The organism is Streptomyces sp. NPDC057249, assembly GCF_042669245.1.
Taxonomy (GTDB): Bacteria; Actinomycetota; Actinomycetes; order Streptomycetales; family Streptomycetaceae; genus Streptomyces.
In genome coordinates this window covers 176,475-199,928 of record NZ_JBHUXS010000008.1, presented here as the reverse complement: position 1 = coordinate 199,928, position 23,454 = coordinate 176,475, and the positions used below count along the sequence as shown (strand labels likewise).

Sequence of the window (23,454 nt, the reverse complement as noted above, 5' to 3'; positions counted from 1 at the left end):
GGGTGTCCACATCCGCAGGACGGCCGCCCCGGCCATGGAGGACGTGTGCCCCGTGACGTCGCCGTCAACGGGGGCGCGGGAATTCGACTTCGGCCGAAAACGGTTGGAATGGTCCGCGCGTGACGGGGAATCCGATGATCGTCGTGAGCGACGCCCCCTCCCCGGCCACCTTGTCGGCTCGGGAGGGTCAGTTCAGTTGAGAGGAGTTGGCTGTGCTGCTTCCCACGCCCGCGGACCTGCGTGCCGCACTGTCCCGATATGCCGACGCGGTGATCGAGGACGAGCGCCGTTCCACCCCGGAGACCGTCCGGCAACGGGAGGACACCGCGTACACCCTGTGCGTCATGACGGGCGTCAGTGACGTGCGCGAGGCCCTGAGCACCGCCGACACCCTGCTGAGCCGCGGCGCCTCCGCCGCGGAGGCCGACCGGCCCGACCACTCGGGGGCCGTGCCCGTCTGAGGTACGTCCGGCACGTGGAACCGGCCGCCGGTGCCCCTGGAGATCCTGGGCGCCGGCGGCCGGCGTGTGACGGCCCGGGCCGCCGGGGCGTGTCAGGCCCCCGGGAGGAACAGGCAGAAGGGGTGGCCGTGGGGGTCGCGCAGGACCCGGACGTCCTTCTGCGGCTGGAGCTCCTCCAGCGTCGCGCCCAGGGCACACGCCCGCTGGGTCTCCGCCTCCAGGTCGTCCACCTCCAGGTCCAGGTGCGCCTGCATCTGCTGGGTGCCCGGGAGTTGCGGCCACACCGGAGGCGTGTGGTCCGCTTCGAGCTGGAAGCTGAGACTCGGGCGCTCCCGCTCGGGGGCCCTCAGCCGGACCCACTCGGGGTCCCGTTCGACCTCCTCCCAGCCCAGCAGGGCGCGGTAGAAATCGGCCAGGGCGGCGGGGTCGGGCGTACCGAGAACAAAGGCACCGAGCTTCGTCGTCATGCCCCTCACGTTGCCCCGGCTGCCGCCCTCATGCATCCGGGGGTATGGGAACCGGGCCGCCGGGTACCCGGGGTTCCTCCCGCCGCATACGGGGCCGGTGCGACCGGCCGCGGCAGACCCGATGGAGGACGCGGTACCGGATGACGTCGATGCACGGCATATACGCGGCTGCGGGGATCGGCATCCTGCTGGCCGCCGTCCTTCCCCCGCTCGTCCGTCGGCGTCCCTTCTCGATGCCCATGGTGTTCCTGGTGGCGGGTGCGGCGCTCGCGCTGCTGCCGCTCGGCGTGCCCGTCGTGGACCCGGTTCGGGACCGGGTGTGGGTCGAGCATGTGACGGAAGTCTGCGTGATCGTCTCGCTGATGGGGGCCGGGCTCGCGATCGACCGGCCCTTCGGATGGCGTGCCTGGGCGGGGGCCTGGCGGTTCCTCGGGCTTGCCCTGCCGTTGACCATCGGTGGCGTGGCGCTGCTCGGCTGGTGGCTGATGGGCTGGCCGCCGGCGGTGGCCCTGCTGCTGGCCGGCGCGCTGGCGCCGACCGATCCGGTGCTGGCGGCGGAGGTGCGGGTCGGGGAGCCGACGAGCGGGGACGACGAGGAGGACGAGGAGGAGGTGCGGTTCACGCTGACCTCGGAGGCCGGTCTCAACGACGGGCTCGCGATGCCGTTCGTGCTGGCCGCCGTGGCGCTCGCGGCGGCTGCGGGCGACGGCTGGTCGGCGGGGTGGATCGGCCACTGGCTGCTGGCCGATGTGCTGGTGCGGGCGGTGGTCGGGCTGGTGGCGGGGGTGGCCGTGGGGCGGCTGCTCGGCCGGCTGTTCTTCCGCTCCCGGTACGTCCGCCTCTCGCGGCAGATGGAGGGCTTCACCGCGCTGGGGGCCACGTTCACGGCGTACGGGCTGACCGAGCTGCTCCACGGGTACGGCTTCCTCGCGGTGTTCGTCACGGCGTGCACCATCCGGGGCGCCGAACGCGGCCACGGCTACCACCAGGTGCTGCACGGCTTCAGCGAACAGATCGAGCGTCTGCTGACCGCCGTGCTGCTGTTCCTGCTGGGCGGCTATCTGGTCGCCGACGGGCTGGCGGACCTCCCGTGGCAGGGGGCGCTCCTCGGCCTCGCGCTCATCCTGGTGATCCGCCCGGCCGCCGGCGCCGCCGCGCAGCTGGGCTTCCCGGCCGGACCGCGCGAGCGGGCGGTCACGGCCCTGTTCGGCATCCGGGGCATCGGCTCGCTCTTCTACCTGGCGTACGCGCTCGGCGAAGGGCCTTTCACGCGCTACGCCGACGAGCTGTGGGCGGTCACGGCGTTCACCGTGCTGGTCTCCGTACTCCTGCACGGCGCGACGGCGACCCCGGTGATCCGGCATCTGGACCGGCGACGGGAATGGTCGGACAGGCCCTAGGGTGCGCGGCCGGGCCGGACGGTCTCCACACGTTCGACCGGGTTGACGGGTTCCACCAGCTCCGCCGTCGCGGCGGCCACGAAGTGCGCGGGCGGCTCGCCGTCCAGCAGGGTGCGCGCGTAGTCGGCCGCCGCCGCGGGCGGCATGCCCGGCAGCTTGCCGCGGAGCATCCGTACGGCGTGCAGCCGTCCGTGTTCGGCGGCGGCCGCCCGTACGGCGTCGTGGAGGTCGTCCACAGCCGTCCGTACGGGCAGTCCCCTGATCCGGCCGCGGTAGTCGTCCTTCCACGCGCCGGACACCGCCGAGAGTGCGCCGATCCTGTGCAGGCCCCCGTCGACGCGGTCGACCAGGTACGGCCCGATGCCCAGCAGCATGTCCCTGAAGGACGCGGTCCGCAGGTACTCGACCGACTGCCAGTACACGATCCACACCAGCTCGTGTTCCTCGACTTCGGCCACGGCGACGGCCGGCTGCTCCACGCCCTTGGCCAGCCACTCGCGGTGCTCGCGCTCCAACTGCTCCTCGACGAGGCGTACCGCTGTCTCTCGCTCGATCATCCCCCGAGCCTCCCGTACGGGCCGGCGTGCCGTCCATGCGTTCCGCGGAACCACCGCCGGGCGGGGCGAGAGCCTCCATGGCGGGTTCCTCCCCCGTGAGGGCGCGACCGGCGCCCGGGTCCGGCGGGGCTGCTCAGGCCGTGTCCAGCATCACCGGGCCCCAGGGGGCCGCGCCCGAGCCCTCCGCCCAGGCCGCGAGTTCGGTGCCGTCCACGCAGCGGATGCCGCACGCCTCCGCGTACTCCAGGGCGGGTGCGGTGAACTCGCTGGTCGTCACCACGGCGGCGAGTTGCGCGCCGTGGACCGTCCAGCAGGTGCCGCCGAAGCGCTGGAGGTCCTGGGAGCCCACCTTGTGCTCGGGACCGTACTGCTTGCACTGCACGACGACGCGGCGGCCGTCCGGGGCCGTGGCGAGGACGTCGGCCCCCAAGTCACCTGCTCCGCCGACCACTTCGACCTCCTGGCAGCCGTCCCGCTCGCACAGCGCGGCCACCGCGGCCTCGAAGCCGTCCGGGTCGAGGGCGGTGAAGTCGGGGGCGGGGGGCGGGAGTACGGCGGTGAGCCCGTCGTGGGCACCGGTGGGGCCGGCCGGGACCCGCGGGGCGGGCTCAGGTCCGGGCGCGGCCTCTTCCCCGGCCGGCGGGGTCATGCCGGCGCGGGCCGCCCGGCGGAGCTCACGGGCGCGGGGCATGGCCCGGAACAGGACGTAGAGGACCGGCAGGGCGAGCAGCGCCAGCAGCACGGCGGTGACCGGGTGGGTGCCGGCCCAGTGCGCGAAGCGGACGAACAGGAGGACGGCGGCGCCGATCACGGCGCCGGCGAGGGCGAGGGTGAGCAGGGGACTCCGCAGGGCGCCCGTGGTGCGGGGGCGGGGTGTCGCGCCTCTCGTTCTGCGTATCGGCACCGGCGTCTCCTTCGGCGGGTCGCGTATGTCGTCGCCCGCCGTGTGCCCCGAACCGCGCCGTCCATGATCAGCGAGCGGCGTCCGCCCTCAGGCGCTCCGGTACCGGTCGTGGATCTCGGGGCGCCGCTCGAAGCCCGCCGACACGTACGCGGCGACGCCGCCCGTGTTGGAGCCCGGGGTGCACACGAGTGCGCTCGACGCGCCGAGGTCCCGGAGCACGGCCGCCGCGGCCAGGGTGATCGCCCGGCCGTGGCCCCGGCGGCGGTGCTCCCGGTGCACCCCCATCGGTTCGAGGAGCCCCGGTCGTCCCGGGCCGGCGGACCACACCGTCACCGTCGCCACCGCGTGGCCCCGTTCGTCGCGCCCGAGCAGGCAGCGGGCGTCGGCGAACAGCGGCCCCGCGGCCATCGCCCGCCACGACGCCTCCGTGAACCGCGAGCCCGGGAACGCCGAGCGGTGGACGGCCGCCACCTCGCCGGCCCGGTCGGGACCGGCGGCCTCGACCGCCGGACCGGGTGCGGGCACCGGCCCGGTCAGGTCGCGGCACAGCGGCGTCCACGGCTCGTCGATGCCCCAGCCCCGCTCCCCCAGCACCTCCCGGACCAGCGCGTCCCGCGGCGCCTCGACGGCCGCCCTGCCCGTCGGAAGCACCCCGTGCGCGGGGTCGGACAGGTCGTCGGCCAGCCGTCGCGCGAGCGCTTCGTCGCCGCGGACGTCCGGCGCGGTCGTCAGCCGGACCAGGCCGGGGCCGTCGAGCAGTCCGACGGCGAGGATCCGCCCCGCCCGGCTCCACGTCCTGACCGCTGCGGCGGTGGCGTGGGGGCCGTTGCGCCCGTACCAGCCGAGGTCGCCCGGGTGCAGTTGCATCGGGGCGCCCTCGGCCTGCCACTCGCGCAGCGCGTCCGCCGCCGCGGCCAGTCCCCCGGTGTCCGGTGTGCCGAGTGCGATCGTCATGCCCCGATCCCACACCACCACACGGCCGGACCGCAGCCGATATATCCCCGGGCTCCGGGCCGGCCACGGGCGTCAGTCCCGGAGCACGCCCGCCCGCGCGGCGGGGAGTTCGCCGCAGTCGTACGTGTAGAGCCAGGCCGTGGCCTTCTCGTGGAAGAGGCGGATGCCGACCGGCATCATCAGGTCCCGCGCCCAACGGCCGAGCGGGCCTGCCGTCTTGGAGTCGCGGTTGCCCGCCGCCGCCCTGGCCATCCGGGCGAGCCGGTCCGAGCGCGCCGCGTCGTATGCCGAGAGGGCGGCCGGCACGGAGGTCGCCGTGCCGAGCGAACGCGCGAGCACGAGGGCGTCCTCCAGCGCCATCGACGCCCCCTGGCCGGCGCCCACGGGATGGTCGGCGTCCCCGAGCAGCACGATGCGGTCGCCGTGCCGGACCGTCACCGCCTCCAGGGAGTGCGTCAGGGTGGGGCGGTGCAGTGCGGTGGTGGCGGCGAGGACGGCGGACGGCACCCGTTCGTGCCGGTGCAGACCGGCGAGGTGGCTGAGCCACCCGTCCTCGGTGCGGTCGAGGTCCGGCTCCCCGGGGCTCGCGACCTGGGCCGACCACCAGACCCTGCCGTCCGGGGCCGCGAGGTGGAGGAAGGCGCCGTTGCGGGCGAACGTCAAGTGGAAGACGCCGGGTTCGACGTGCACGCCTTCGGAGACGCCGGAGATGCTGTACAGACCGGCGTAGGCGGGCACGGGTGCGTGCGGGTCGAGCAGGGCGCGGGTCACCGAGTGGATGCCGTCCGCGCCGATGAGCAGGGACGCCTCGGCCGTGCGGCCGCTCGCGAAGACCGCGCGTACACCGGTGTCCGTCGTGACGGCGTCCACCAGGCGTTCGCCGGTGACGATGCGCGCCCCTGCGGCCAGCGCCTCGGCGCGGAGCGTCTCGACGAGGGCGCCGCGCAACAGCGTCACGCTGTGCAGGTCGTCGCCGCCGAGCCGTCCCCGCGGTACGTCCCCGAGCAGCTTTCCGGACCCGGCCCACATGCGCTGCCGCGGTACCTCGACACCCGCGCGCCGCACCTGTTCCAGGACGCCGAGCGTCCGGAGCACCCGGAGCCCGTTGGACGCGAGGCTCAGGAACGAGCCGACCCGGCCCGCCGGCTCGGCGTACGCCTCGTAGACCGCGACCTCAACTCCGAGCCGCCGCAACGCGATGGCGCTCGCCACTCCGGCCACTCCCCCGCCGACGACGATGACGTGCACATCAGCCCCCTGAATCCATATTCAGTGAATCACAATTCATCGAACTCGGGTTCACTATGATGGGCACCCCGACCGCACGTCAAGCGCGACAAGGAGCCCCGTCCGATGGGCGTTCGCAAGGAGAAGGCCGCCGAGACCGAGGCGGCGCTGAAGGAGGCGGCGCGCCGGCTGTTCGCCGAGCGCGGCTACCTCGATACGAAGATCACCGACATCACCCGTGAGGCCGGGCGCGCCACCGGCTCCTTCTACGCGCACTTCGCGGACAAGGAAGCCCTGCTGAAGGCGTTGGTGGGGGATCTGGAGGCGCAACTCCACGCGGAGATGGGGGCGCAGGAGCACCCGGCCGACCACGACCTGACCGACCCGGCGCAGCTGCGTGCGCATCTGGCGGTCACCTGGGGGGTCGTGCGCGACCACCTCCCGGTGATCGTGGCGATGATGCAGACCACCTTCGCGGGGCCGCCGAGCGAGGGCCGCGCCTGGGCGAGCCTGGCCGGGGACACGGGTGTCTTCCGCGAGCACCTGGCCTGGCTGCGCGACCGGGGGCACCGGCTCCCGGGCGACCCGGCCGTGGTGGCCGCCGCCATGGGCGCGATGGTCTCGCAGCTCGCGTTCGCGGTGACGACGGCGGGGCCCGGGCGGCCGGAGCTCTCCGACGACGAGATCATCGACACGCTGACCGGGCTGCTGCTGCACGGACTGGCCGGACCCGCGTCCGCGACGCCGGGTCCGGCCTGAGGGATGCGCCCGGAGGCGTTACGAGGTCTGAGACAGGGGCTTGGCGATGTCCTCCAGGGAGCGCTGCTCCGCGTCGACCGCGAGGAAGGCGGCGACCAGGCCCGCCGCGCACATCAGAGCGGCGCCGATGGAGAACGCGAGGGCGGTGTCGCCGGGAATGCCCGACTCGGTGAGGTCGGCGAAGATCAGGGGGCCGCTGATCCCGCCGGCCGCGGTACCGATGGCGTAGAAGAAGGCGATGGCCATCGCCCTGGTCTCCATGGGGAAGACCTCGGAGACCGTGAGGTACGCGCTGCTCGCGCCGGCCGAGGCGAAGAACAGCACCACGCACCAGCAGGCGGTGAGGGTGTTGGCGGTCAGCGAGCCCCGGTCGAACAGCCAGGCCGTGACGAAGAGCAGGATGCCCGGCAGGATGTACGTGGTGGCGATCATGACGCGCCGTCCGATGGTGTCGAACAGTTTGCCCAGAACGAGCGGACCGATGAAGTTGCCCGCCGCGATCACCGCGAAGTAGTAGCCGGTGTGTCCGCTCTCCACGTCGTAGAAGGTCGTGAGGATCGCACCGAAGCCGAAGGTGATCGCGTTGTAGAGGAACGCCTGCCCGATGAAGAGGGAGAGGCCGAGCACCGCGCGCTTGGGGTAGCTGCGGAAGACGGTCTTGGCGATGAGCCCGAAGCCGATGCTCTTGCGCTGGTGGATCGTGATCTCCCCGGCCGGCGGCGGCAGTTTCTCGTGCTTCTCCTCCTCGACCTCCCGCTCGACGGAATCGACGAGTTCGTCGGCCTGTTCGCCGTGCCCGTGGATGAACTGCCACCGGGGACTCTCCGGAACGTGCCGGCGTACGAGGAGGATCACCAGGCCCAGGACGACGCCGAGCGCGAAGGTGAGGCGCCAGCCGAGGTCCTTGGGGAAGATGTCCGTGTCCAGCATGACGATGGACAGCAGGGCGCCGCCGACCGCGCCCAGCCAGTAGCTGCCGTTGATGATGAGGTCGACCCGGCCCCGGTACTTCGACGGGATGAGCTCGTCGATGGCCGAGTTGATCGCCGCGTACTCGCCGCCGATACCGAAGCCGGTGAGGAAGCGGAAGAGGAAGAACCACCAGGCGCTGAAGGACAAAGCGGTCATGGCGGTCGCGGCGAGGTAGACCGCGAGCGTCACCATGAACAGCTTCTTGCGGCCGTAGCGGTCGGTGAGCCAGCCGAAGAACAGCGCCCCCGTACAGGCGCCCGCCACGTAGAGGGCCGCGGCGAGCCCGGTGACCTGGGCGGACGTGATGTCCAGGCCGGACCCGTCCTCCGAGAGGCGGCTCGCGATGTTGCCGACCGTCGTGACCTCGAGGCCGTCGAGAATCCACACCGTGCCGAGGCCGATGACGATCATCCAGTGCCAGCGGGACCACGGCAGCCGGTCGAGTCTGGCCGGCACGGCGGTGGTGACGGTGCCGACTCCGGAGTCGCCGGGCGCCGCCGCCTCGTCGCGCCGATCGCGACCTCGGTCCCCTTCCCCACGTGAGCGGTGTTCCCTGTCCCCAGGTCCCTCGGGTGCGGCGGGGGTCGTCACGGCAGCTACCTCCTCGTCCTGGCTGGTGCGTCCTGCGGAGCCGCAGAGCATCCAATATCCGCCAGTTGCCCCGGCGCCGCCGCCGCACACGCGGTGACTCCGCCACACGGGTCCCGTACCCGGTCCGCCGACGGCGTGTCGGAGGACGGCCCACCCGTTCGGAGCAGACGGGGGAATAGCGCGGGCCGGGGGCTGTTGTCCCCGGCATGACTTCTGAGAAGCGTGAGACGTTCGGCCGGATCGGCATCTGGAGCGGCGCCCTGCACACGTCACGGGTGGACGCCGACGGGAAGAAGGCGATCGCGGAGGCGGCGGCCGAGATCGAGGCGCTGGGTTACGGGACACTCTGGCTCGGCAGCAGCCCCTCGCCGGACGACGCCGCCGCGATGGTCGACGCCACCCGGACCGTCACCGTGGCGACCGGCATCCTGAGCATCTGGAACCACACCGCCGAGGAGGTGGCCGCCCGTGTCGCCGCGATCGACGCGAGCGCCCGGGGACGGTTCGTCCTCGGCCTGGGCGTCAGCCACGACGTGCTGGCCCCGCAGTACGCGAAGCCCTACACCGCGATGGTGGAGTACCTCGACGCGCTGGACGCCGCCGACCCCTCCGTGGGCCCCCGGCACCGGGTGCTGGCGGCGCTCGGCCCGAAGATGCTGAAGCTGGCGTCCGACCGGGCGCTGGGCGCCCACCCCTACCTCGTCTCCGCCGCGCACACGGCGGAGGCGCGGCAGGCCCTCGGACCCGACGCGCTGCTGGCGCCCGAACTGTCCGTCGTGCTCGATTCCGATCTCGGGCGGGCCCGCGACACGGCGCGCGGGATGCTGGCGATGTACCTCAAGCTGCCGAACTACACCTCGAACCTGTTGCGCCTCGGCTTCACGGAGGGCGACTTCGACGGGGGCGGCAGCGCGCGCCTGCTGGACGCCCTCTTCGCGCTGGGCGACGCCGAGCGGGTGAAGGCGCGGACGCGCGAGTACGTGGACGCGGGCGCGGACCACGTGGCGCTCCAGGTGGTCACCGCGGGCGAGGGCAGGACAGGGCTGCCGCTGGCCGAGTACCGCGAGCTGGCCGAGGCGTTCGGCGACGAGCTGTAGAACCCCTTCAAAGCCCCGGTCCGCGGCTGCGCGGGCCGGGGCTCTTGCGTGGGCGGAGCCGTCCTCGTACATTGGTGAACATGTTCGGTGAACACGTTCACTCAACCCGTGCGGAGCAGAAGCGGCGGACCGCCGCCCGCGTCGTCCGGGCCGCCGCCCACCTCTTCCAGGAGCAGGGTTTCCAGAGCACGACGGTGCGTCAGATCGCCGGACGGGCCGGCGTTTCGGTGGGCGCGGTGATGGCGGTCGGGGACAAGGAGTCCCTGCTGAGCCTGGTGTACGACCAGGCCATCGCGGACCGCGTTCCGCCCCCGCCCGGACCGGCGGGGGCGGGGGCCGCGCCGCCCGCCGTCGAGTACCTGGCGCACTACTTCGATCCGTTCCTGGCCCTGTTCGCCGAGAACGACGACCTCGCCCGCGCCTACTTCCGGACCCTGGCCCGGGGCAGGCCGGAGAACGCCGCCCTGGGAGCGCTCCGGGCGCTCTCCGAGGACAACCTGACGGCCGCGATGGTGAACGACGGCATGGACGAGGCGCGCGCCCGGCTCGCCGCGCAGGTGATGTTCGCCGGCTACCTGGGGGAACTGATGCTGCTCGCCGCCGGAACGACCGAACCCCGGCAGACGGCGACGCGACTGCGGACCATCGCCGCCTTCGTCACCGCGCAGGAAGGGAACTGATACCCATGTCGCTCCTCGAACTCCCCTCGCCCGTATGGCCGGTGGTGGTTCTGCTCGTCATCCAGGCCGGTGACGCGGCGATGATGCTGCGCCCGCCGAAGTTCATCGTGGCCTGCCTGGAGGGCGTACTGCTGCCGCGCGAGTGGTGGTGGGTGCTGACCACCGCCAAGACCGCCTCGGTGGCGGGTCTCGTCGTCGGCCTCTGGGTGTCCGGTGTGGCCATGACGACGACCGCGGCGATCGTGGTCTACTTCCTCGCGGCTGCCGCCGCGCACATCCGCGCACGGGCGCTGAACATGACGTTCTGGGTGAACTGCCTGGGCATGCTGGTGATTTCGTCGGCGGTGCTGGTGGGGTGCTTCGTACGGGTGTGACCAGGCCCGCCGCCGCGGGACGCGCGCGCACCGCGGCGACGGGGCGGCCGGTCAGGTGGTGTAGTCGGCGTTGACCCGGATGTAGTCGGCCGACAAGTCGCAGCCGTACACGGTCGCTTCGCCCTCACCGGTGCCGAGCGTGACGGTGATGTCCACCTCGTCCTGCCGCATGAGGTTGACGAGCTCGTCCAGGGTGTCCGCCCCGGGCTCGACGGGATACACCTCCACGTCCCCGAACTTCACGGTGACGCGGGCCGGGACGATGTCGGTTTCGTCGGTGTTCTTGCCGATGGCCATGAGCACCCGCCCCCAATTGGGGTCCGCGCCGTGGACGGCGGTCTTGACCAGGGGCGAGTTCACCACACTCTTGGCGATGCGTTTGGCCTGCGCGTGGTCGCGGGCGCCGCCCACGGTGACGCGGAGGAGCTTGGTGGCACCTTCGCCGTCGCTGGCGAGTTGCAGGGTGAGATCCAGGCAGAGGCCGGCCAGCGCGTCGGCGAACCGCACGGGGTCGACGGGCCCGGCTGCCCCGTTGGCGATGACGGCCACGGTGTCGGAGGTGGAGGTGTCGGTGTCGACGCTCAGACAGTTGAACGTGCGGTCCACGGCCCCCCGCAGCGCGGCGTCCAGGTCGGCCGGCGGTACTTCGGCGTCCGTGAACACGTAGGCCAGCATCGTGGCCATGTCGGGCTCCAGCATGCCGACGCCCTTCGCCACCGCCACCATGCGGGCCGGCCCGACGGTGCGCGAGGCGGTCTTGGGCCTGGTGTCGGTGGTCATCATGGCGCGCGCGACGTCCTGGGGGGACGCCGTGAACGCGGCGAGGCCCTGCTCGGCGGTCCTGTCGAAGTGCGGAAGGATGGTGGACATCGGCAGGGGGCGGCCGATGACACCGGTGGACCCGATGAGCACGTCGCCTTCGGGGGCGCCGACGATTCCGGCCACGCGCCGGACGACCTCGGCGGCGTTCTCCTCGCCCTGGCGGCCGGTCGCGACGTTGGCGTTCTGCGCCAGGGTGGTCACGGCGCGAAGGCCGCGTCCTGCGGCGTGCCTGCGGCTGAGCAGCACGGCCGGACCGGCGAAGAGGCTCCGCGTGAACACGGCGGCGCTGGTCGCCGGCCGGTCCGAGGCGACGATCGAGATGTCGTCCCCGTGCTCGCGCAACCCGCCGTGGCCGGTGTACCCGAGGAACCCGGCGGGCCAGGTGAGGTCATCAGTGGTCTGCACTGCATGATCATGCGTCATGGCACATATTTTTGCAGTGCAGGGGTTCACGCGTCCACCCCATTTCCCGACCGGACATCCCCCGGGCCACCCCGTGCGCCCTTCGGCAACCGAGGCAACTCGCCGTCGACGCAGCCTTCATGGACGGACAACGCCTGCGTTCAACACATGAACACCGCGCGTCCATTGACATGCTCATTGCTTTATCGCTTTTATTGCGCCGGGTCGCGCCCCGCCCGGCTTCGGCCGAGCGAGCGGGAGCATCGACCTCCGCACCCCCGTCCCCCATGTCACGGGCGGGGCGGCGCACGACGCGGGATGGGAGCGCTCCCACTCCCTTCTCGCGCCGTGCACCGCGCCGCCGAGAGAGGAACCAGCACCGTGCTTCACCCTCTCCGCACCTTCCGAAGAGCCGCCAGAACCGTCGCCGTCGCCGCGGCGGCCCTGCTCCTGCCCCTCGCCGGCGCCCACGCGGCGTCGGCCGGTGAGGCCACCGCGGCCGCCGCCGGCTCCGGCTACTGGCACACCAGCGGGCGGCAGATCCTGGACGCGGACAACCAGCCGGTCCGCATCGCCGGCATCAACTGGTTCGGCTTCGAGACCGCCAACTACGTGCCCCACGGCCTCTGGTCCCGCGACTACAAGAGCATGATCGACCAGATGAAGTCGCTGGGTTACAACACCATCCGGCTGCCCTACAGCGACGACATCTTCGCCGGCACCGAACCGGCGAGCATCAACTACTCCTCCGGGATGAACACCGACCTGGCGGGCCTCGACTCGCTCCAGGTGATGGACCGCATCGTGGACCACGCGGGCAGCGTCGGCATGAAGGTCATCCTGGACCGGCACCGCCCCGACTCGGCGGGCCAGTCGCCGCTCTGGTACACCTCGGCCGTCCCCGAGTCCACGTGGCTCGCCCACCTCAAGTCGCTGGCCGCCCGGTACGCGGGCAACGACGCGGTGGTCGGCATCGACCTGCACAACGAGCCGCACGACCCCGCCTGCTGGGGCTGCGGCGACACCACGAAGGACTGGCGGCTCGCGGCGGAGCGCGGCGGCGACGCGGTGCTGTCCGCCAACCCGGATCTGCTGATCTTCGTGGAGGGCGTGCAGACCTTCGACGGGGTGTCCGGCTGGTGGGGCGGCAACCTCATGGGCGTCGGGCAGTACCCGGTGGAGCTGAGCGTGCCGCACAAGGTGGTGTACTCGGCGCACGACTACGCCACCAGCGTCGCCCAGCAGCCCTGGTTCACCGACTCCTCGTTCCCGGACAACATGCCCGGCGTCTGGGACAAGTACTGGGGCTACATCTTCAAGCAGAACATCGCCCCGGTGTGGGTCGGCGAGTTCGGTACGACGCTCCAGTCCACCACCGACCAGAAGTGGCTGAAGGCCCTGGCCGACTACCTGCGGCCCACCAGCCAGTACGGGGCCGACAGCTTCTCCTGGACCTTCTGGTCCTGGAACCCGAACTCCGGCGACACCGGTGGCATCCTCAAGGACGACTGGACCTCGGTCGACACCGTGAAGGACGGCTACCTCGCTAGCATCAAGGCGCCCGACTTCGGCAGCGGCGGCGGCAACGGCGGCGATGACGACACCCAGGCGCCCACGGCACCGACGGGCCTCGCCGTCACCGGCACCACCGGCACCTCCGTCTCCCTGTCGTGGAAGGCCGCGTCCGACGACACCGGGGTCACCGGCTACGACGTCTACCGGGGCTCCACCAAGGCCGGCAGCGCCACCGGCACCACGTTCACGGACACCGGTGTGACGTCCGGCACCTCGTACACGTACACCGTCCGGGCCCGCGACGCCGCGGGCAACACCTCCACGCCCTCCGCGTCCGTCACCGCCACCACCACCGGCTCCGGCGGCGACACCGACTGCAAGGCGGTCTACACGGTGAACGGGGACTGGGGCAGCGGCTTCGGGGTGGACGTCACCGTGACCAACACGGGTACCGCACCGGCCACCTCGTGGAAGCTGACCTGGACCTACGCCGGCGACCAGAAGATCACCAACATGTGGAACGCCGCCTACACCCAGACCGGCACCGCGGTCACCGTGACGAGCACCGGCTACAACGGCGGGCTCGCGGCCGGAGCGCACACCAGCTTCGGCTTCCAGGGCACACCGGCCGCCGGAGCCGTTCCGACCGTGAGCTGCACGCTCTCCTGACCGTCCCGTCCGCACGACCCAGCCCGGAAGGAAGCACCGTAGCCCGCCCCTCGTGGCGGGCTGCACCGCATTCGGGACACCGTTTTCGAACGCGGACACGACCACCGAATAGGCGTCGAAACCGCTCGGCTAGCATGATCCCACCCCGGCGACCACCCTCATCGCCCGCACACCATGCCATGTGGCATGAAAAGCGACCTATTTGACCAAAACCCAGGACATCGGCCAGAGAATTGATATCTACAGCATCGCGGGTGTTTTCGCGAATAAGCCGCCGAATACCCTTCGCCGCGTGGCGCCGGCCGCGAGCGATCCTATGGACTGCGGCGGCGGTGGTGACACTCGCGTTCCTCGTCGCGCTGGAGATCGCCGCGCGCCACTACGGTCTGCCGGGGCCGGTGACCACTCAGATCCAAGAAGTGTACGTAGCCCCCAAATCAGGCTTCCTGCTGTACGCCAGCATGGGGCTGATGATGGTGGTCCTCACCTGGCGGCAGCGGTTCATCGGGGTCGGTGTCGCGGTCGGCATCGACCTCCTCGTCGCACTGATCCGGTGGGTGGCCGACGCTCCGGTCACCGAGGGGCACCCCTTCGGCAACGGCGCGTTGTGGGTGATCATCGGTGTCACGGTCATCGCCCTCACCCGCCGTACGGGCCAGGAGCGCATGCTGCTCCTCAAGGGTGTCGGCCTGGGTCTGCTGCTGGTGGCCGGGCGGAAGACCGGTGACACCTGGCTGGTCATCACGTCCAAGACCCGCCCCGAGGTGCTCGACCAGTACATGGCCAACGCCGACCACGCGCTCGGCAACCCGTCCTGGGTGGTGGGGCGGCTCATCGAGGCGACCGGCTCGGCCGGTGCCCACTTCCTCGACGCCGTGTACACACAGCTCGCGGTGGCCGCGGTGTGCGTCGCGCTGTACCAGCTGCGCAACGTGGCGACGGACCGCCGCTTCCCCGGCCACCACCTGGTGCGCACCTTCCTGGTGATCGGCCTGTTCGGTCCGGCCATCTACATGATCTTCCCGGTGGTCGGCCCGATCTTCGCGTTCGGCTCCGACGGCGGCCACTGGGCCGTGGGCGACCTGTGGCCCGACACCACCGTGCCGATCGGCACCCCGCACCACATGCCGTTCGACGAGATCACCCCGCGCAACTGCATGCCCAGCCTGCACACCGCGTGGGCCACCGCGATCTTCATCCACTCCCGCAAGGGTCCGAGGTTCCTCCGGTACGCGGGGGCCTTCTGGCTCGTCGCCACGCTCGCCGCGACCCTGGGCTTCGGCTACCACTACGGCGCGGACCTCGTCGCCGGTGTGGTGTTCACTCTGACGATCGAGACGGGCATGCGCGCACTGGAACGCGGCTGGGACCGGCCGGCGGTCGGCCTGGTCGCCTACGGCACCGTGGTCTTCGCCGCGCTCCTGGTGTCGTACCGCTACCTGTCGCTGGAGATGGCCCACCACCCGTGGCTGTTCGGGCCGCTGCTCATCCTGGCCATGGTGTCGGTGATCTACGGATACGTACGGACCATCCGTCGCTGGGAGCCGAAGGCGGCGGCCGTTCCGAAGCTGGAGCCGCAGCCCGAGATGGCCTGAGCCACCGTCCGCCTTCCTGGGTAACGTGTGACCACCCGCATCACCCCGCCGGTTCGCGAACCGGCGGGGTGATGCCGTCGAAGATCCTGGAGCCCGGGAAGGAGCGACCCGCCGTGAACGCGTTCGACCGGTTCACCGACGCGCTGGACTATCCGATGTATGTCGTGACCGCCGAGGCGGACGGCGAGCGGGCCGGCTGCCTGGTCGGCTTCGGGTCACAGTGCTCGATGCGGCCACCGCGGTACATGGTGTGGCTGTCGGAGCTGAACCGGACCTGCCGGGTCGCCGCCCGCACCGACCGGCTGGCCGTCCATCTGCTCCGCCGCGACCAGGCCGCCCTGGCCCGGCTCTTCGGCGGTGAGACGGGAGACCGTACGGACAAGTTCGCCCGGGTCGCCTGGCACCCCGGGCCGGGCGGGGTGCCGGTGCTGGACGAGGCGCCCGCGTGGTTCGTCGGACGCGTTCTGCGACGCGTCGACGGCGGGGACCACATCGGACATCTGCTCGCCCCGGAAGAGGTGTGCCACCCGGCGGACGGGGGCTTCCCGTTCCTGTCGGTCTCCGGTGCCATCGACATTCCGCCGGGCCACCCCGTGGACTGAACGCCCGGCGGTCAGAAGTCACCCCGCGCGGTCCGCTCGGCCAGCTTCTGGAACTCGCCGAGGTCGTAGTTGGCCAGCACCGAGTCGAGGTTGGTGAGGGCACCCAGATATTCCACGAACCCCTGCGGGTCGTACTCGATCTGGAGGGCCACCCGGCTCGACTCGTCGTCCAGCCGGTGGAAGGTGACGACCCCGGCGTGCTGGACGCCTTCGATGGTCCTCCAGGCGATCCGGTTCTCCGGAATCACCTCGGTGAGTTCGGCCACGAACTCCTTGTCGGCGCCGGGGAGGGAGAGCTGCCAGGCGAACCGGCGGGCGTCCAGGGGGTCGACGCGACGGACGTGGCTCAGGAAGGCGGGCCAGCGGGCGACATCGCTCCACAGGGCCCAGCTCACGGCGACCGGGGCCTTGATGTCGACGGTTTCGACGATCGAGGAAGACATGGGAACTCCTAGTCGTAGGAATGTGTGAGGAGCGCCGCCGACACGTCCTAAGGGCGTGTCGCCAGCGTGAAGGGGTGTCCGGCAGGATCGGAGTAGAGGCGGGCGTCGCGTGCGCCGCCGTTGTTCTTCGTGTCCAGGGGACGTGCGCCGAGGCCGACGGCCTCCCGTTCCGCCTCGTCCATGTCCTCGCGGGCGACCAGGATGCGCAGGTGGGCCTGTTGCGAGTCGTCGGGCCTCGGCCAGCTCGGCGGTGCGTAGCCGTGGTCCATGCGGATGGCGAGGTGGATTCCGGCCGCGCCCACCACCTCGATGACATCGAGGTCGTGACCGGGACGGACCTCGGCCCCCAGCAAGGCGGCGTAGAAGTCCGCCAGCTCCTGCGGTTCGGCGCAGTCCAGCACCAGCAGACCCGTCTTGGGCACCGCCATGACCGTCCTCCTGTTCGCGGTTCCTCGTTCCTCCGGACGCAGCACCGCGTACCCGCGCCGCCCTCGGTCACACCCGGTCACCGGCGGTTCCACGGCCGGCGCCGATGGAATGCCTGCCGGGCGGTTTACGGGGCAGACGGCGGTGCACCGGAAGCGCCTCAGCCTTCCCATCGCCGAACAGGGGGGACTCATGTCTGCCGCCCAGCCCGAGAGACCCGTCCGGCCGACGGGGTCCCGCGCCCCCGCCGGACCGGGCCGTTCCCCCGCCCTGACGACCGGCCTCCGCACGGCCGGTCTGCGCCTCGGCGCGCTCACCGTCGGGCAGGCGGCGCTGATGGTGGGCCTCGGGCTCCTCATCACGGGGCCCGCGCAGGCGATCTGGCCGCTGAGCGTCGAGGACCGCGTCAATGAGGGGTTCGAGCACCTGCGGACCGGCCCGCTGACCGATCTGTCGTTCGTGGCCTCGGAGGCCGGCAACACCCTCACGATCATCGTGATCACCGTGCTGGTCTGCCTGGGCCTGGTGGTCCTCCCCCGGCTCCCGAAGTGGCGGCAGGCCGCCTTCCTCGCCGTCGGCGTCTCGCTCCAGTCCCTGGTGTTCCTGGTCATCACCGTCTGCGTGGACCGCGACCGGCCCGATGTGGACCGGCTCGACGCGTCACCGCCGACGGCGAGCTACACCTCCGGGCACACCGGGGCCGCGACGGCCCTCTACGCGGGGCTGGCCGTGCTGGCCCTCCTTCCCGGCGGGCGCGGCCGGCGCCGCAAGGTGCTCGCCGGGCTGCTGCTGCTCCTCGCGCTGCTGGTGGGGCTCGCCAGGCTCTACCGGGGGATGCACCACCCCACCGATGTGCTCGGCGGCATGCTGAACGGTGCCCTGTCGCTCCTGGTCGCGGGCCGGGCACTGCTGGCCGAGGGCACGAGCCCGGCCCCGGTCCCGAAGAACGCGATGGAGATCGCCCAGGAGGCGGCCGCCGAGCACGCCGAGCGGATCGCGGGCCGCACGGTGGTCGTGGTCAACCCGACGGTGACCGACGAGGTGCAGCGCGAGACGTTGCGGCTCGTCCTGGAACAGCACGGGCGTCACGGGGCGGAGTTCGTCGACACGACCGCGGACGATCCGGGCGGCGGCCAGGCGGAGGCAGCGGTGCGCGCGGGCGCGTCGCTGGTCGTGGTGTGCGGCGGCGACGGGACCATCCGGGCGGCTGCCGACCGGCTGGCCGGGACGGGGGTCCCGATGGCCGTGGTCCCGTGCGGCACGGGCAACCTGCTCGCCCGGAACCTGGGTCTGCCGGTGTCACCCGTCGACGCGCTGGCCACCGCGCTGTCGGGCGCCGAGCACCGGATCGACCTCGGCCGGATCGAGGGCGACGGGCTGCCCGCCACGCACTTCACCGCGATGTCCGGGGCGGGTCTGGACGCCGCCATGCTGGAGAACACCGGCAGTGCGGCGAAGGCGGCGATCGGCTGGCCCGCGTACGTGGTCGCCGGTCTGCGCGGACTGCGGGCGCCGCGCATGTCGCTCTCCGTCCGGCTGGACGACGGGCCGGTGCTGCGCCGCACGGCGCGCATGGTGCTGCTGGCCAACATCGGGGCCGTGCAGGGCGGGGCCACGCTCGTCCCGTCCGCCGAGCCCGACGACGGACTCCTGGACCTGGCGGTGTTCGACCCGCACGGGCCGGGCGGCTGGCTGCGCGCCGTCGGGGCGGTGCTGCGCGGGCGTCCGCAGCCGGGCGGTCCCGCCGGTGCGCCCGTGGAGTACTTGACCTTCCGTCGCGCCGAACTCCGGTTCGCCGCACCGCAGTCGAGGGAGCTGGACGGCGACCCGGTGGGCCAGGGGCGCCGGCTCGTGGCCGAGGTGCGTCCGGGGGCGCTCACCGTCCTGCTGCCGTCGGGGGGTGAGTGATGGGTACCGCGACGCGGGTCCCGCAGACCCGTGACATGGCGGGCGACGAGCTGACCGCCGACGAGGCGCTCGCCTCGCTGCGCCGCTACGGGCGCTGGCCGCTGGTGCGTGACTCGTTCGTACGTTTCCGTTACGCGGACGGGTTCAGCCACTCGCGGGCGCTGGCGCTCCAGACGGTGCTCGCGGTCATACCGCTGGTGATCGCGTTCGTCGGGCTCTCGGCCTCGCTGCACACCGAGGACGTGGGCCGCATCGCGGAGTTGACGATCCATCGGATCGCGGCGGGGCCGAGCGCCGATGTGGTGGACGACGCGCTCGACCGCAGCCGCCGGCGGGCCGGTGAGGGGTCGCAGCTCACGCTCTGGTTCGGCCTGCTGTTCTCGCTGGTCAACGTGACGACCGCGATGTGCCAGATCGAGCGCGGGGCCAATCGCATCTACGGGGTCGAGCGCGACCGGCCCTTCCACCGGAAGTACTTCCGGGGCCTGGTGATGTCGCTGACGGCCGGGGTCCCGCTGGGGCTCGGGTTCATCCTGATGGTCGTCGGCGGCGACCTCCTCACGGCCGCCGCGACGGTCTACCACCTCGGCGACACGGCGCGGACCACCTGGGACCTGCTGCGCTGGCCGTGCGGGCTGCTCCTCGCGCTGATGTCGGCGAGCGCGATCTTCCGTCGCTCCCCGCGCCGCAACCAGCCCGGTTACAGCTGGCTGGCGTTCGGCGCGGCCCTGTACCTGGTGCTGTGGACGGCCCTGACGTATCTGCTGAGCCAGTATCTGTCGCTCAGCGGCTCCTTCGACACGGTCTACGGCCCGTTGAGCGCCTTCATGTCGCTGCTGCTCTGGGCCTATCTGACCTCCATAGCCCTGTTCCTCGGGCTGTCCTTCGCGGCGCAGCTGGAGGCTGTCCGCGCCCGCCGGCCCGGTCCGATACACGCCGATCCGGGAGCATGAATGGTTGTACGAGCCACTACACGTCTGCTGCGGAAGCACCGGCGCCGGACCGCGGACCGTGCGTTCGGCGTGCGTCTGCTCGGGGCCGCCGCCGTGGCCGCCGTGTCCGCGGTGCCGTTCGCACTGGTCCTGGTCCTCGTGGAGGGGCACTGGCGGCCGTTGCGGGCGGTGGACTCGGGCGCGGCCGGCCGGCTGCACCGCACGGCGCTCGACCACCCGGCCTGGACGAGTGCGCTGCGCTTCCTTTCGGACTGGGTCTGGGACCCGCTGACGCTGCGCTGCGCGGTCGCGCTGCTGACCGGCTGGCTGCTGTACCGGCGGGCCTGGCGGCTGGCGGCCTGGTCCGCCGTCACGGCGGTGGCCGGGGGGCTGACGGGCCTCCTGGTCAAGGTGGTCGTCGAGCGGGCCAGGCCGTCGCTGGACGATCCGGTGGCACGGGCGCCCGGCTTCTCGTTCCCGTCGGGGCACGCGATGACCGCGACGACGACGTTCGCGGTGCTGCTGCTGGTCCTGCTGCCGCTGGTGCCCCGGCGCGGCCGGGTGGTGTGCTGGGCGGTGGCGGTGCTGTCGGTGCTCGGTGTCGGCTTCACCCGGGTCGCGCTGGGGGTGCACTGGTTCAGCGATGTGGTCGGCGGCTGGTTGCTCGGGCTCGCGGTGGTGGCGTGGACCGCTTGGGCCTTCGAGGCATGGCGGGCCGAATCCGGCCTGGGGCGCAGCGAGCTGACGGAGGGGCTGGAGCCGGAGCTGACCCACGTGGCGCCGGAGCGCTGAGGGGCCGGTCTCCGCCTTCCGGCGCGGCGGGGCGTCGCGGTGTCCGCCTTCCGGAGCGCCGGGCGCGCGCGGGGGTTTCAGGGGAGTGAAACTTCTCACCCGGTTGGCGGTGTCGCCCCAGCTCGGTGGATTCTTCACTGGACTGGACCACAGAGACCGATCCGAAACCCTTTACGACGCAGTGGTGTTCATGCGTCACTCGTGGCATGCCCTCGTCAAGGGAGTGGTCCCGCCGCCCTCTGTGACAGGCCATCCCCCGCACCCGCCGCTACGCTCGGAACCGCTCCACATGCTACGCGAGTAGACACCCCTTCGCGCCGCTCACCCCAGGAGGCTCCCGTGTTATCGATCCGCAGCCGCAGACCCGCACTCCGCAAGCTGGTGGCCCTCGGAGCCGTCGGCATCGGCCTGGTGGCAGTGCCTTCCGTCACCGCCGTGCCGGCATCCGCGTCGCCGCAACCGCCCGCGTCGTCCGGCGCCGCCATCCCGCTAGGCGACGGTTACATGGGCGCCGGTTACCTCGCCGACGGCGACACGTTCGCCCCGGACGACCGGCGCGTCGACCTCACTCCGGAGCGCGAAACCTCCATCCAGGCGACGACGCTCCCCGGCATCGACGTCTCGCACTACCAGGGCTCGATCAACTGGTCGTCGGTGAAGTCGGCGGGCATCAAGTTCGCTTACATCAAGGCCACCGAGGCCACCTCGTACAAGGACCCCAATTTCAACGCCAACTACCTCAACGCCTACAACGCGAAGGTGATCCGGGGCGCGTACCACTTCGCGCGTCCCAACTTGTCCAGCGGAGCGGCCCAGGCCACTTACTTCGCCGGCCACGGCGGCGCGTGGTCGCGGGACAACCTGACGCTTCCGGGGATGCTCGACCTGGAGGGCGGCTGCTACGGCAAGTCGGCTTCCGCCATGCAGTCGTGGATTCTCGACTTCTACAACACGTACAAGGCCAAGACGGGCCGCGACGTGGTCATCTACACCAGTGCGAGCTGGTGGAACTCGTGCACGGGCGGCTGGAGCGGCATGTCGGCGCGCAGCCCGCTGTTCACCGCGCACTGGACGACCGCGTCGAGCCCGACCATCCCGAAGGGCTTCCCGTACTGGACGTTCTGGCAGTACACCGACTCCGGTTCGGTGGGCGGGATTTCGGGAGCCGTGGACCGCGACCGGTTCAACGGTGACTCCAGCCGGCTGCTGGCTCTGGCCAACAACACCTGAGACACCGGCCGCAGGAGGGCGGCCACCCGGTGCGGGCTCCGGTCCGCACCGGGTGGCCGCCCTTCCGCCTCAGCGGGACCCGGCGAGCCACTCCTCGTACGAGGTGGGGGCGATGCGCGCCCCGGGCCCCGCGAGCAGCACGTCGCCCTCCACGGCCGCGAACATGCCCGCCCGGTCGTCCGTGACGACGGTGCGGCCATCGCCCCGGGCGGCCAGCGTGAGGCGCCCGAGCTCGTCGAGGGCGTAGATGTCGGGCCCCGCCACCTCGACCATTCCGTTCAGCGGCGCGCCGGTGGCGGTGTCCGCGAGGGCGGCGACCACGTCGGCCGTCGCGATGGGCTGGACGCGCGTGCCGGGGAGCCGGACGGTGTCCTCGTCGGAGGTCCACGACATGACGGCGTCCATGAACTCGAAGAACTGCGTGGCGCGCACGACGGAGTAGGCGGCGGGCCCGTTGCGCAGAAGTTCCTCCTGGAGCGTCTTGGCCCGGTAGTAGTCCAGCTGGGGCACCTGGTCGACACCGACGATCGACAGCACGACCTGGTGCCGCACACCGGCCTGCTCACCGGCCGTCAGCAGGTTTCCCATGGTCGTGCGGAAGAAGTCCGGGGACGCCTCGTCGAACGTGGGCGAGTTGGAGACGTTGACGACCGTCTCCGCGCCGGCGAGCGCCTCGTCGAGACCCTGTCCGGTGAGCAGGTCGACGCCGGTCGACAAGGAGGCGGGTTCCGCCGTGTGGCCGGCCTCGCGCAGCTTCGACACGAGCTGGGAGCCGATCAATCCGGTACCGCCGATGACCGTGATCTTCATGGACGAGCCTTCCGTGCGCCGGTGGTGGCCGGCCGCCACCGTAAGCCCCGGACTCCCGGGCGCACGTGCCGTAACCCGGTCTTCCGGCAGCTCATGACCCGTACGGCTCAGCGCGGCCGACCGGGGCCGCGGCGGTCGCGGCCGGGCGGTGCGCCGCGGTCAGCCGGCGAGGGCCGCGTGGATCTGGCGGGTCGTCTGCGAATCGCCCAGGGCCTCGACGGTGGCGGGCTCACCGTCCAGCCAGCGGGTCACCGCCCACGGCCACGGACAGCCGAAGCCGGGCTGCCCCACCGCGACCGGTGCAGGGACGGCCAGCGGCAGGTGCGGGGCGAGCCGGGGCAGCCAGGCGAGCTCCTTGCCGGCCTGCCCGCTCGCACCGGCGTGGCGCGGCAGCCGCACGGTGAGCTCGCGGCCGAGCCGGTGGATCACGTGGTCCGCGCCGGCCGGGGCGAGCCGTTCCAGCGGCAGTCCGGCCCAGTGCGGGAACTGGCTGTCGACCAGCCGTCTGACCAGCGGGGTGTCGATCGCGGGGCGGTCGCTCGCGGCCGTCAACGGCGGCTCCCAGTCCTCGGCCCCCTGCGTGCGGCGGGCGGTCCGGACCATCACACGGCGTCGCGCCCCGTCTGTCGAGCCGTTTTCCGGGCGGTGGCGAGCGGTCCGGCCGCTTCCGGTCGGGTGTCAGAATCGCGCCATGACTCGGCACGCGTCGGACCACGGCTGTCTCCTGGACAACCAGCAGTCGGAGGCGGGCACCCGCTTCGGCGCGCTCTCCGAACCCTTCGACCCGGTGACGTTCCGCCATGTCGACCGGCTGGGCATCGGGCCCGGCATGCGGTGCTGGGAGGTCGGTGCGGGCGCGCGCTCC

The 23,454-nt window shown here is 72.1% G+C and carries 23 protein-coding genes and 2 pseudogenes; 14 read left to right on the top strand and 11 right to left on the bottom strand.

Translation table 11 applies throughout. The features are described 5' to 3' along the window. Positions 1–212: 212 nt before the first annotated feature. A complete protein-coding gene (locus ACFUJY_RS17275) occupies positions 213–461 on the top strand; it encodes a DUF5133 domain-containing protein (RefSeq protein WP_383299858.1) in 249 nt (82 codons plus the stop codon). Between the two features lie 92 nt (positions 462–553). On the opposite strand, the gene ACFUJY_RS17270 is transcribed toward ACFUJY_RS17275, so the two are convergent. Beyond that, positions 554–928 carry a VOC family protein gene (locus ACFUJY_RS17270; RefSeq protein WP_383299856.1) on the bottom strand — a complete coding sequence of 125 codons (375 nt, stop codon included), beginning with the start codon at positions 926–928 and terminating at the stop codon, positions 554–556. A gap of 140 nt (positions 929–1,068) precedes the next feature. Here ACFUJY_RS17270 and ACFUJY_RS17265 point away from each other — a divergent pair, with 140 nt between their 5' ends. Beyond that, positions 1,069–2,328, top strand: coding sequence for a cation:proton antiporter (locus ACFUJY_RS17265; RefSeq protein WP_383299853.1), 1,260 nt, complete (start codon positions 1,069–1,071; stop codon positions 2,326–2,328). Here the strand turns inward: ACFUJY_RS17265 and ACFUJY_RS17260 are convergent. The 4 genes from ACFUJY_RS17260 to ACFUJY_RS17245 all read right to left on the bottom strand — a co-directional run bounded on the left by ACFUJY_RS17260 (position 2,325) and on the right by ACFUJY_RS17245 (position 5,991). Then, positions 2,325–2,885, bottom strand: coding sequence for a YrhB domain-containing protein (locus ACFUJY_RS17260; RefSeq protein WP_383299850.1), 561 nt, complete (start codon positions 2,883–2,885; stop codon positions 2,325–2,327). The two genes, ACFUJY_RS17265 and ACFUJY_RS17260, sit on opposite strands and share 4 nt — an antisense overlap. A gap of 133 nt (positions 2,886–3,018) precedes the next feature. After that, positions 3,019–3,789, bottom strand: coding sequence for a restriction endonuclease (locus ACFUJY_RS17255; RefSeq protein ID WP_383299847.1), 771 nt, complete (start codon positions 3,787–3,789; stop codon positions 3,019–3,021). Positions 3,790–3,876: 87 nt separating this feature from the next. Beyond that, positions 3,877–4,743 carry a GNAT family N-acetyltransferase gene (locus tag ACFUJY_RS17250; RefSeq protein WP_383299844.1) on the bottom strand — a complete coding sequence of 289 codons (867 nt, stop codon included), beginning with the start codon at positions 4,741–4,743 and terminating at the stop codon, positions 3,877–3,879. 72 nt (positions 4,744–4,815) lie between these two features. Next, positions 4,816–5,991 (bottom strand): FAD-dependent monooxygenase, encoded by a 1,176-nt coding sequence (locus tag ACFUJY_RS17245; protein ID WP_383299841.1) that lies wholly within the window; start codon positions 5,989–5,991, stop codon positions 4,816–4,818. A 105-nt stretch (positions 5,992–6,096) separates the two neighbouring features. Here ACFUJY_RS17245 and ACFUJY_RS17240 point away from each other — a divergent pair, with 105 nt between their 5' ends. After that, positions 6,097–6,729 carry a TetR/AcrR family transcriptional regulator gene (locus ACFUJY_RS17240; RefSeq protein WP_383299838.1) on the top strand — a complete coding sequence of 211 codons (633 nt, stop codon included), beginning with the start codon at positions 6,097–6,099 and terminating at the stop codon, positions 6,727–6,729. An 18-nt stretch (positions 6,730–6,747) separates the two neighbouring features. On the opposite strand, the gene ACFUJY_RS17235 is transcribed toward ACFUJY_RS17240, so the two are convergent. Continuing rightward, positions 6,748–8,292 carry an MFS transporter gene (locus ACFUJY_RS17235; protein WP_383299835.1) on the bottom strand — a complete coding sequence of 515 codons (1,545 nt, stop codon included), beginning with the start codon at positions 8,290–8,292 and terminating at the stop codon, positions 6,748–6,750. 206 nt (positions 8,293–8,498) lie between these two features. Here ACFUJY_RS17235 and ACFUJY_RS17230 point away from each other — a divergent pair, with 206 nt between their 5' ends. The 3 genes from ACFUJY_RS17230 to ACFUJY_RS17220 all read left to right on the top strand — a co-directional run bounded on the left by ACFUJY_RS17230 (position 8,499) and on the right by ACFUJY_RS17220 (position 10,443). Further along, the gene (locus tag ACFUJY_RS17230; protein ID WP_383299832.1) at positions 8,499–9,389 is read left to right on the top strand and encodes a TIGR03620 family F420-dependent LLM class oxidoreductase; all 891 of its coding nucleotides are present in this window, start codon (positions 8,499–8,501) and stop codon (positions 9,387–9,389) included. 80 nt (positions 9,390–9,469) lie between these two features. After that, positions 9,470–10,069, top strand: coding sequence for a TetR/AcrR family transcriptional regulator (locus ACFUJY_RS17225; protein WP_383299829.1), 600 nt, complete (start codon positions 9,470–9,472; stop codon positions 10,067–10,069). 5 nt (positions 10,070–10,074) lie between these two features. Then, the gene (locus tag ACFUJY_RS17220; protein WP_383299827.1) at positions 10,075–10,443 is read left to right on the top strand and encodes a DoxX family protein; all 369 of its coding nucleotides are present in this window, start codon (positions 10,075–10,077) and stop codon (positions 10,441–10,443) included. A 51-nt stretch (positions 10,444–10,494) separates the two neighbouring features. On the opposite strand, the gene argJ is transcribed toward ACFUJY_RS17220, so the two are convergent. Continuing rightward, positions 10,495–11,688, bottom strand: a complete 1,194-nt coding sequence (argJ, locus tag ACFUJY_RS17215) for a bifunctional glutamate N-acetyltransferase/amino-acid acetyltransferase ArgJ (RefSeq protein WP_383299824.1) — start codon at positions 11,686–11,688, stop codon at positions 10,495–10,497. A gap of 360 nt (positions 11,689–12,048) precedes the next feature. Here argJ and ACFUJY_RS17210 point away from each other — a divergent pair, with 360 nt between their 5' ends. The 3 genes from ACFUJY_RS17210 to ACFUJY_RS17200 all read left to right on the top strand — a co-directional run bounded on the left by ACFUJY_RS17210 (position 12,049) and on the right by ACFUJY_RS17200 (position 16,048). Beyond that, positions 12,049–13,851, top strand: coding sequence for a cellulase family glycosylhydrolase (locus ACFUJY_RS17210; RefSeq protein WP_383299821.1), 1,803 nt, complete (start codon positions 12,049–12,051; stop codon positions 13,849–13,851). A 278-nt stretch (positions 13,852–14,129) separates the two neighbouring features. Continuing rightward, positions 14,130–15,446 carry a phosphatase PAP2 family protein gene (locus tag ACFUJY_RS17205; protein ID WP_383300284.1) on the top strand — a complete coding sequence of 439 codons (1,317 nt, stop codon included), beginning with the start codon at positions 14,130–14,132 and terminating at the stop codon, positions 15,444–15,446. Between the two features lie 113 nt (positions 15,447–15,559). Then, on the top strand, positions 15,560–16,048 hold the full coding sequence (locus ACFUJY_RS17200) for a flavin reductase family protein (RefSeq protein ID WP_383299818.1): 489 nt from the start codon (positions 15,560–15,562) through the stop codon (positions 16,046–16,048). An 11-nt stretch (positions 16,049–16,059) separates the two neighbouring features. Here ACFUJY_RS17200 and ACFUJY_RS17195 read toward each other — a convergent pair whose 3' ends face one another. After that, positions 16,060–16,491 carry an SRPBCC family protein gene (locus ACFUJY_RS17195; RefSeq protein WP_143617067.1) on the bottom strand — a complete coding sequence of 144 codons (432 nt, stop codon included), beginning with the start codon at positions 16,489–16,491 and terminating at the stop codon, positions 16,060–16,062. A gap of 47 nt (positions 16,492–16,538) precedes the next feature. Further along, positions 16,539–16,919, bottom strand: a complete 381-nt coding sequence (locus ACFUJY_RS17190) for a VOC family protein (RefSeq protein WP_383299814.1) — start codon at positions 16,917–16,919, stop codon at positions 16,539–16,541. Positions 16,920–17,109: 190 nt separating this feature from the next. Between ACFUJY_RS17190 and ACFUJY_RS17185 the strand changes: the two genes are divergently transcribed. The 4 genes from ACFUJY_RS17185 to ACFUJY_RS17170 all read left to right on the top strand — a co-directional run bounded on the left by ACFUJY_RS17185 (position 17,110) and on the right by ACFUJY_RS17170 (position 21,779). Beyond that, positions 17,110–18,825, top strand: a complete 1,716-nt coding sequence (locus ACFUJY_RS17185; protein ID WP_383299811.1) for a diacylglycerol kinase family protein — start codon at positions 17,110–17,112, stop codon at positions 18,823–18,825. Then, complete coding sequence (locus ACFUJY_RS17180) at positions 18,825–19,778, top strand: YihY/virulence factor BrkB family protein (RefSeq protein WP_383299808.1); 954 nt, start codon at positions 18,825–18,827, stop codon at positions 19,776–19,778. Before ACFUJY_RS17185 ends, ACFUJY_RS17180 begins: the two co-directional genes overlap by 1 nt. Next, complete coding sequence (locus ACFUJY_RS17175) at positions 19,779–20,549, top strand: phosphatase PAP2 family protein (protein WP_383299805.1); 771 nt, start codon at positions 19,779–19,781, stop codon at positions 20,547–20,549. Positions 20,550–20,888: 339 nt separating this feature from the next. Then, positions 20,889–21,779: a GH25 family lysozyme gene (locus tag ACFUJY_RS17170; protein WP_383299802.1), complete on the top strand. Its 891-nt coding sequence runs from the start codon at positions 20,889–20,891 to the stop codon at positions 21,777–21,779. A gap of 69 nt (positions 21,780–21,848) precedes the next feature. Here the strand turns inward: ACFUJY_RS17170 and ACFUJY_RS17165 are convergent, their stop codons facing one another. Beyond that, on the bottom strand, positions 21,849–22,589 hold the full coding sequence (locus ACFUJY_RS17165; protein ID WP_383299799.1) for an SDR family oxidoreductase: 741 nt from the start codon (positions 22,587–22,589) through the stop codon (positions 21,849–21,851). Positions 22,590–22,751: 162 nt separating this feature from the next. After that, positions 22,752–23,192, bottom strand: a pseudogene (locus ACFUJY_RS17160) (phosphotransferase); the annotation flags it as partial. An 88-nt stretch (positions 23,193–23,280) separates the two neighbouring features. On the opposite strand from ACFUJY_RS17160, the pseudogene ACFUJY_RS17155 reads away from it, so the two are divergent. Next, positions 23,281–23,454 (top strand): annotated as a pseudogene (locus ACFUJY_RS17155) (SAM-dependent methyltransferase); the annotation flags it as partial.

What these genes read in the sequence shown, in the direction of transcription:
- ACFUJY_RS17265 (WP_383299853.1), top strand. Translation starts at nt 1,069, where the DNA reads ATGACGTCGATGCACGGCATATACGCGGCTGCGGGGATCGGCATCCTG.
- ACFUJY_RS17260 (WP_383299850.1), bottom strand. Translation starts at nt 2,885, where the DNA reads ATGATCGAGCGAGAGACAGCGGTACGCCTCGTCGAGGAGCAGTTGGAG.
- ACFUJY_RS17175 (WP_383299805.1), top strand. Translation starts at nt 19,779, where the DNA reads ATGGTTGTACGAGCCACTACACGTCTGCTGCGGAAGCACCGGCGCCGG.
- argJ (WP_383299824.1), bottom strand. Translation starts at nt 11,688, where the DNA reads ATGACGCATGATCATGCAGTGCAGACCACTGATGACCTCACCTGGCCC.
- ACFUJY_RS17185 (WP_383299811.1), top strand. Translation starts at nt 17,110, where the DNA reads ATGTCTGCCGCCCAGCCCGAGAGACCCGTCCGGCCGACGGGGTCCCGC.
- ACFUJY_RS17225 (WP_383299829.1), top strand. Translation starts at nt 9,470, where the DNA reads ATGTTCGGTGAACACGTTCACTCAACCCGTGCGGAGCAGAAGCGGCGG.
- ACFUJY_RS17270 (WP_383299856.1), bottom strand. Translation starts at nt 928, where the DNA reads ATGACGACGAAGCTCGGTGCCTTTGTTCTCGGTACGCCCGACCCCGCC.
- ACFUJY_RS17240 (WP_383299838.1), top strand. Translation starts at nt 6,097, where the DNA reads ATGGGCGTTCGCAAGGAGAAGGCCGCCGAGACCGAGGCGGCGCTGAAG.
- ACFUJY_RS17190 (WP_383299814.1), bottom strand. Translation starts at nt 16,919, where the DNA reads ATGGCGGTGCCCAAGACGGGTCTGCTGGTGCTGGACTGCGCCGAACCG.
- ACFUJY_RS17165 (WP_383299799.1), bottom strand. Translation starts at nt 22,589, where the DNA reads ATGAAGATCACGGTCATCGGCGGTACCGGATTGATCGGCTCCCAGCTC.
- ACFUJY_RS17195 (WP_143617067.1), bottom strand. Translation starts at nt 16,491, where the DNA reads ATGTCTTCCTCGATCGTCGAAACCGTCGACATCAAGGCCCCGGTCGCC.
- ACFUJY_RS17250 (WP_383299844.1), bottom strand. Translation starts at nt 4,743, where the DNA reads ATGACGATCGCACTCGGCACACCGGACACCGGGGGACTGGCCGCGGCG.
- ACFUJY_RS17230 (WP_383299832.1), top strand. Translation starts at nt 8,499, where the DNA reads ATGACTTCTGAGAAGCGTGAGACGTTCGGCCGGATCGGCATCTGGAGC.
- ACFUJY_RS17180 (WP_383299808.1), top strand. Translation starts at nt 18,825, where the DNA reads ATGGGTACCGCGACGCGGGTCCCGCAGACCCGTGACATGGCGGGCGAC.
- ACFUJY_RS17220 (WP_383299827.1), top strand. Translation starts at nt 10,075, where the DNA reads ATGTCGCTCCTCGAACTCCCCTCGCCCGTATGGCCGGTGGTGGTTCTG.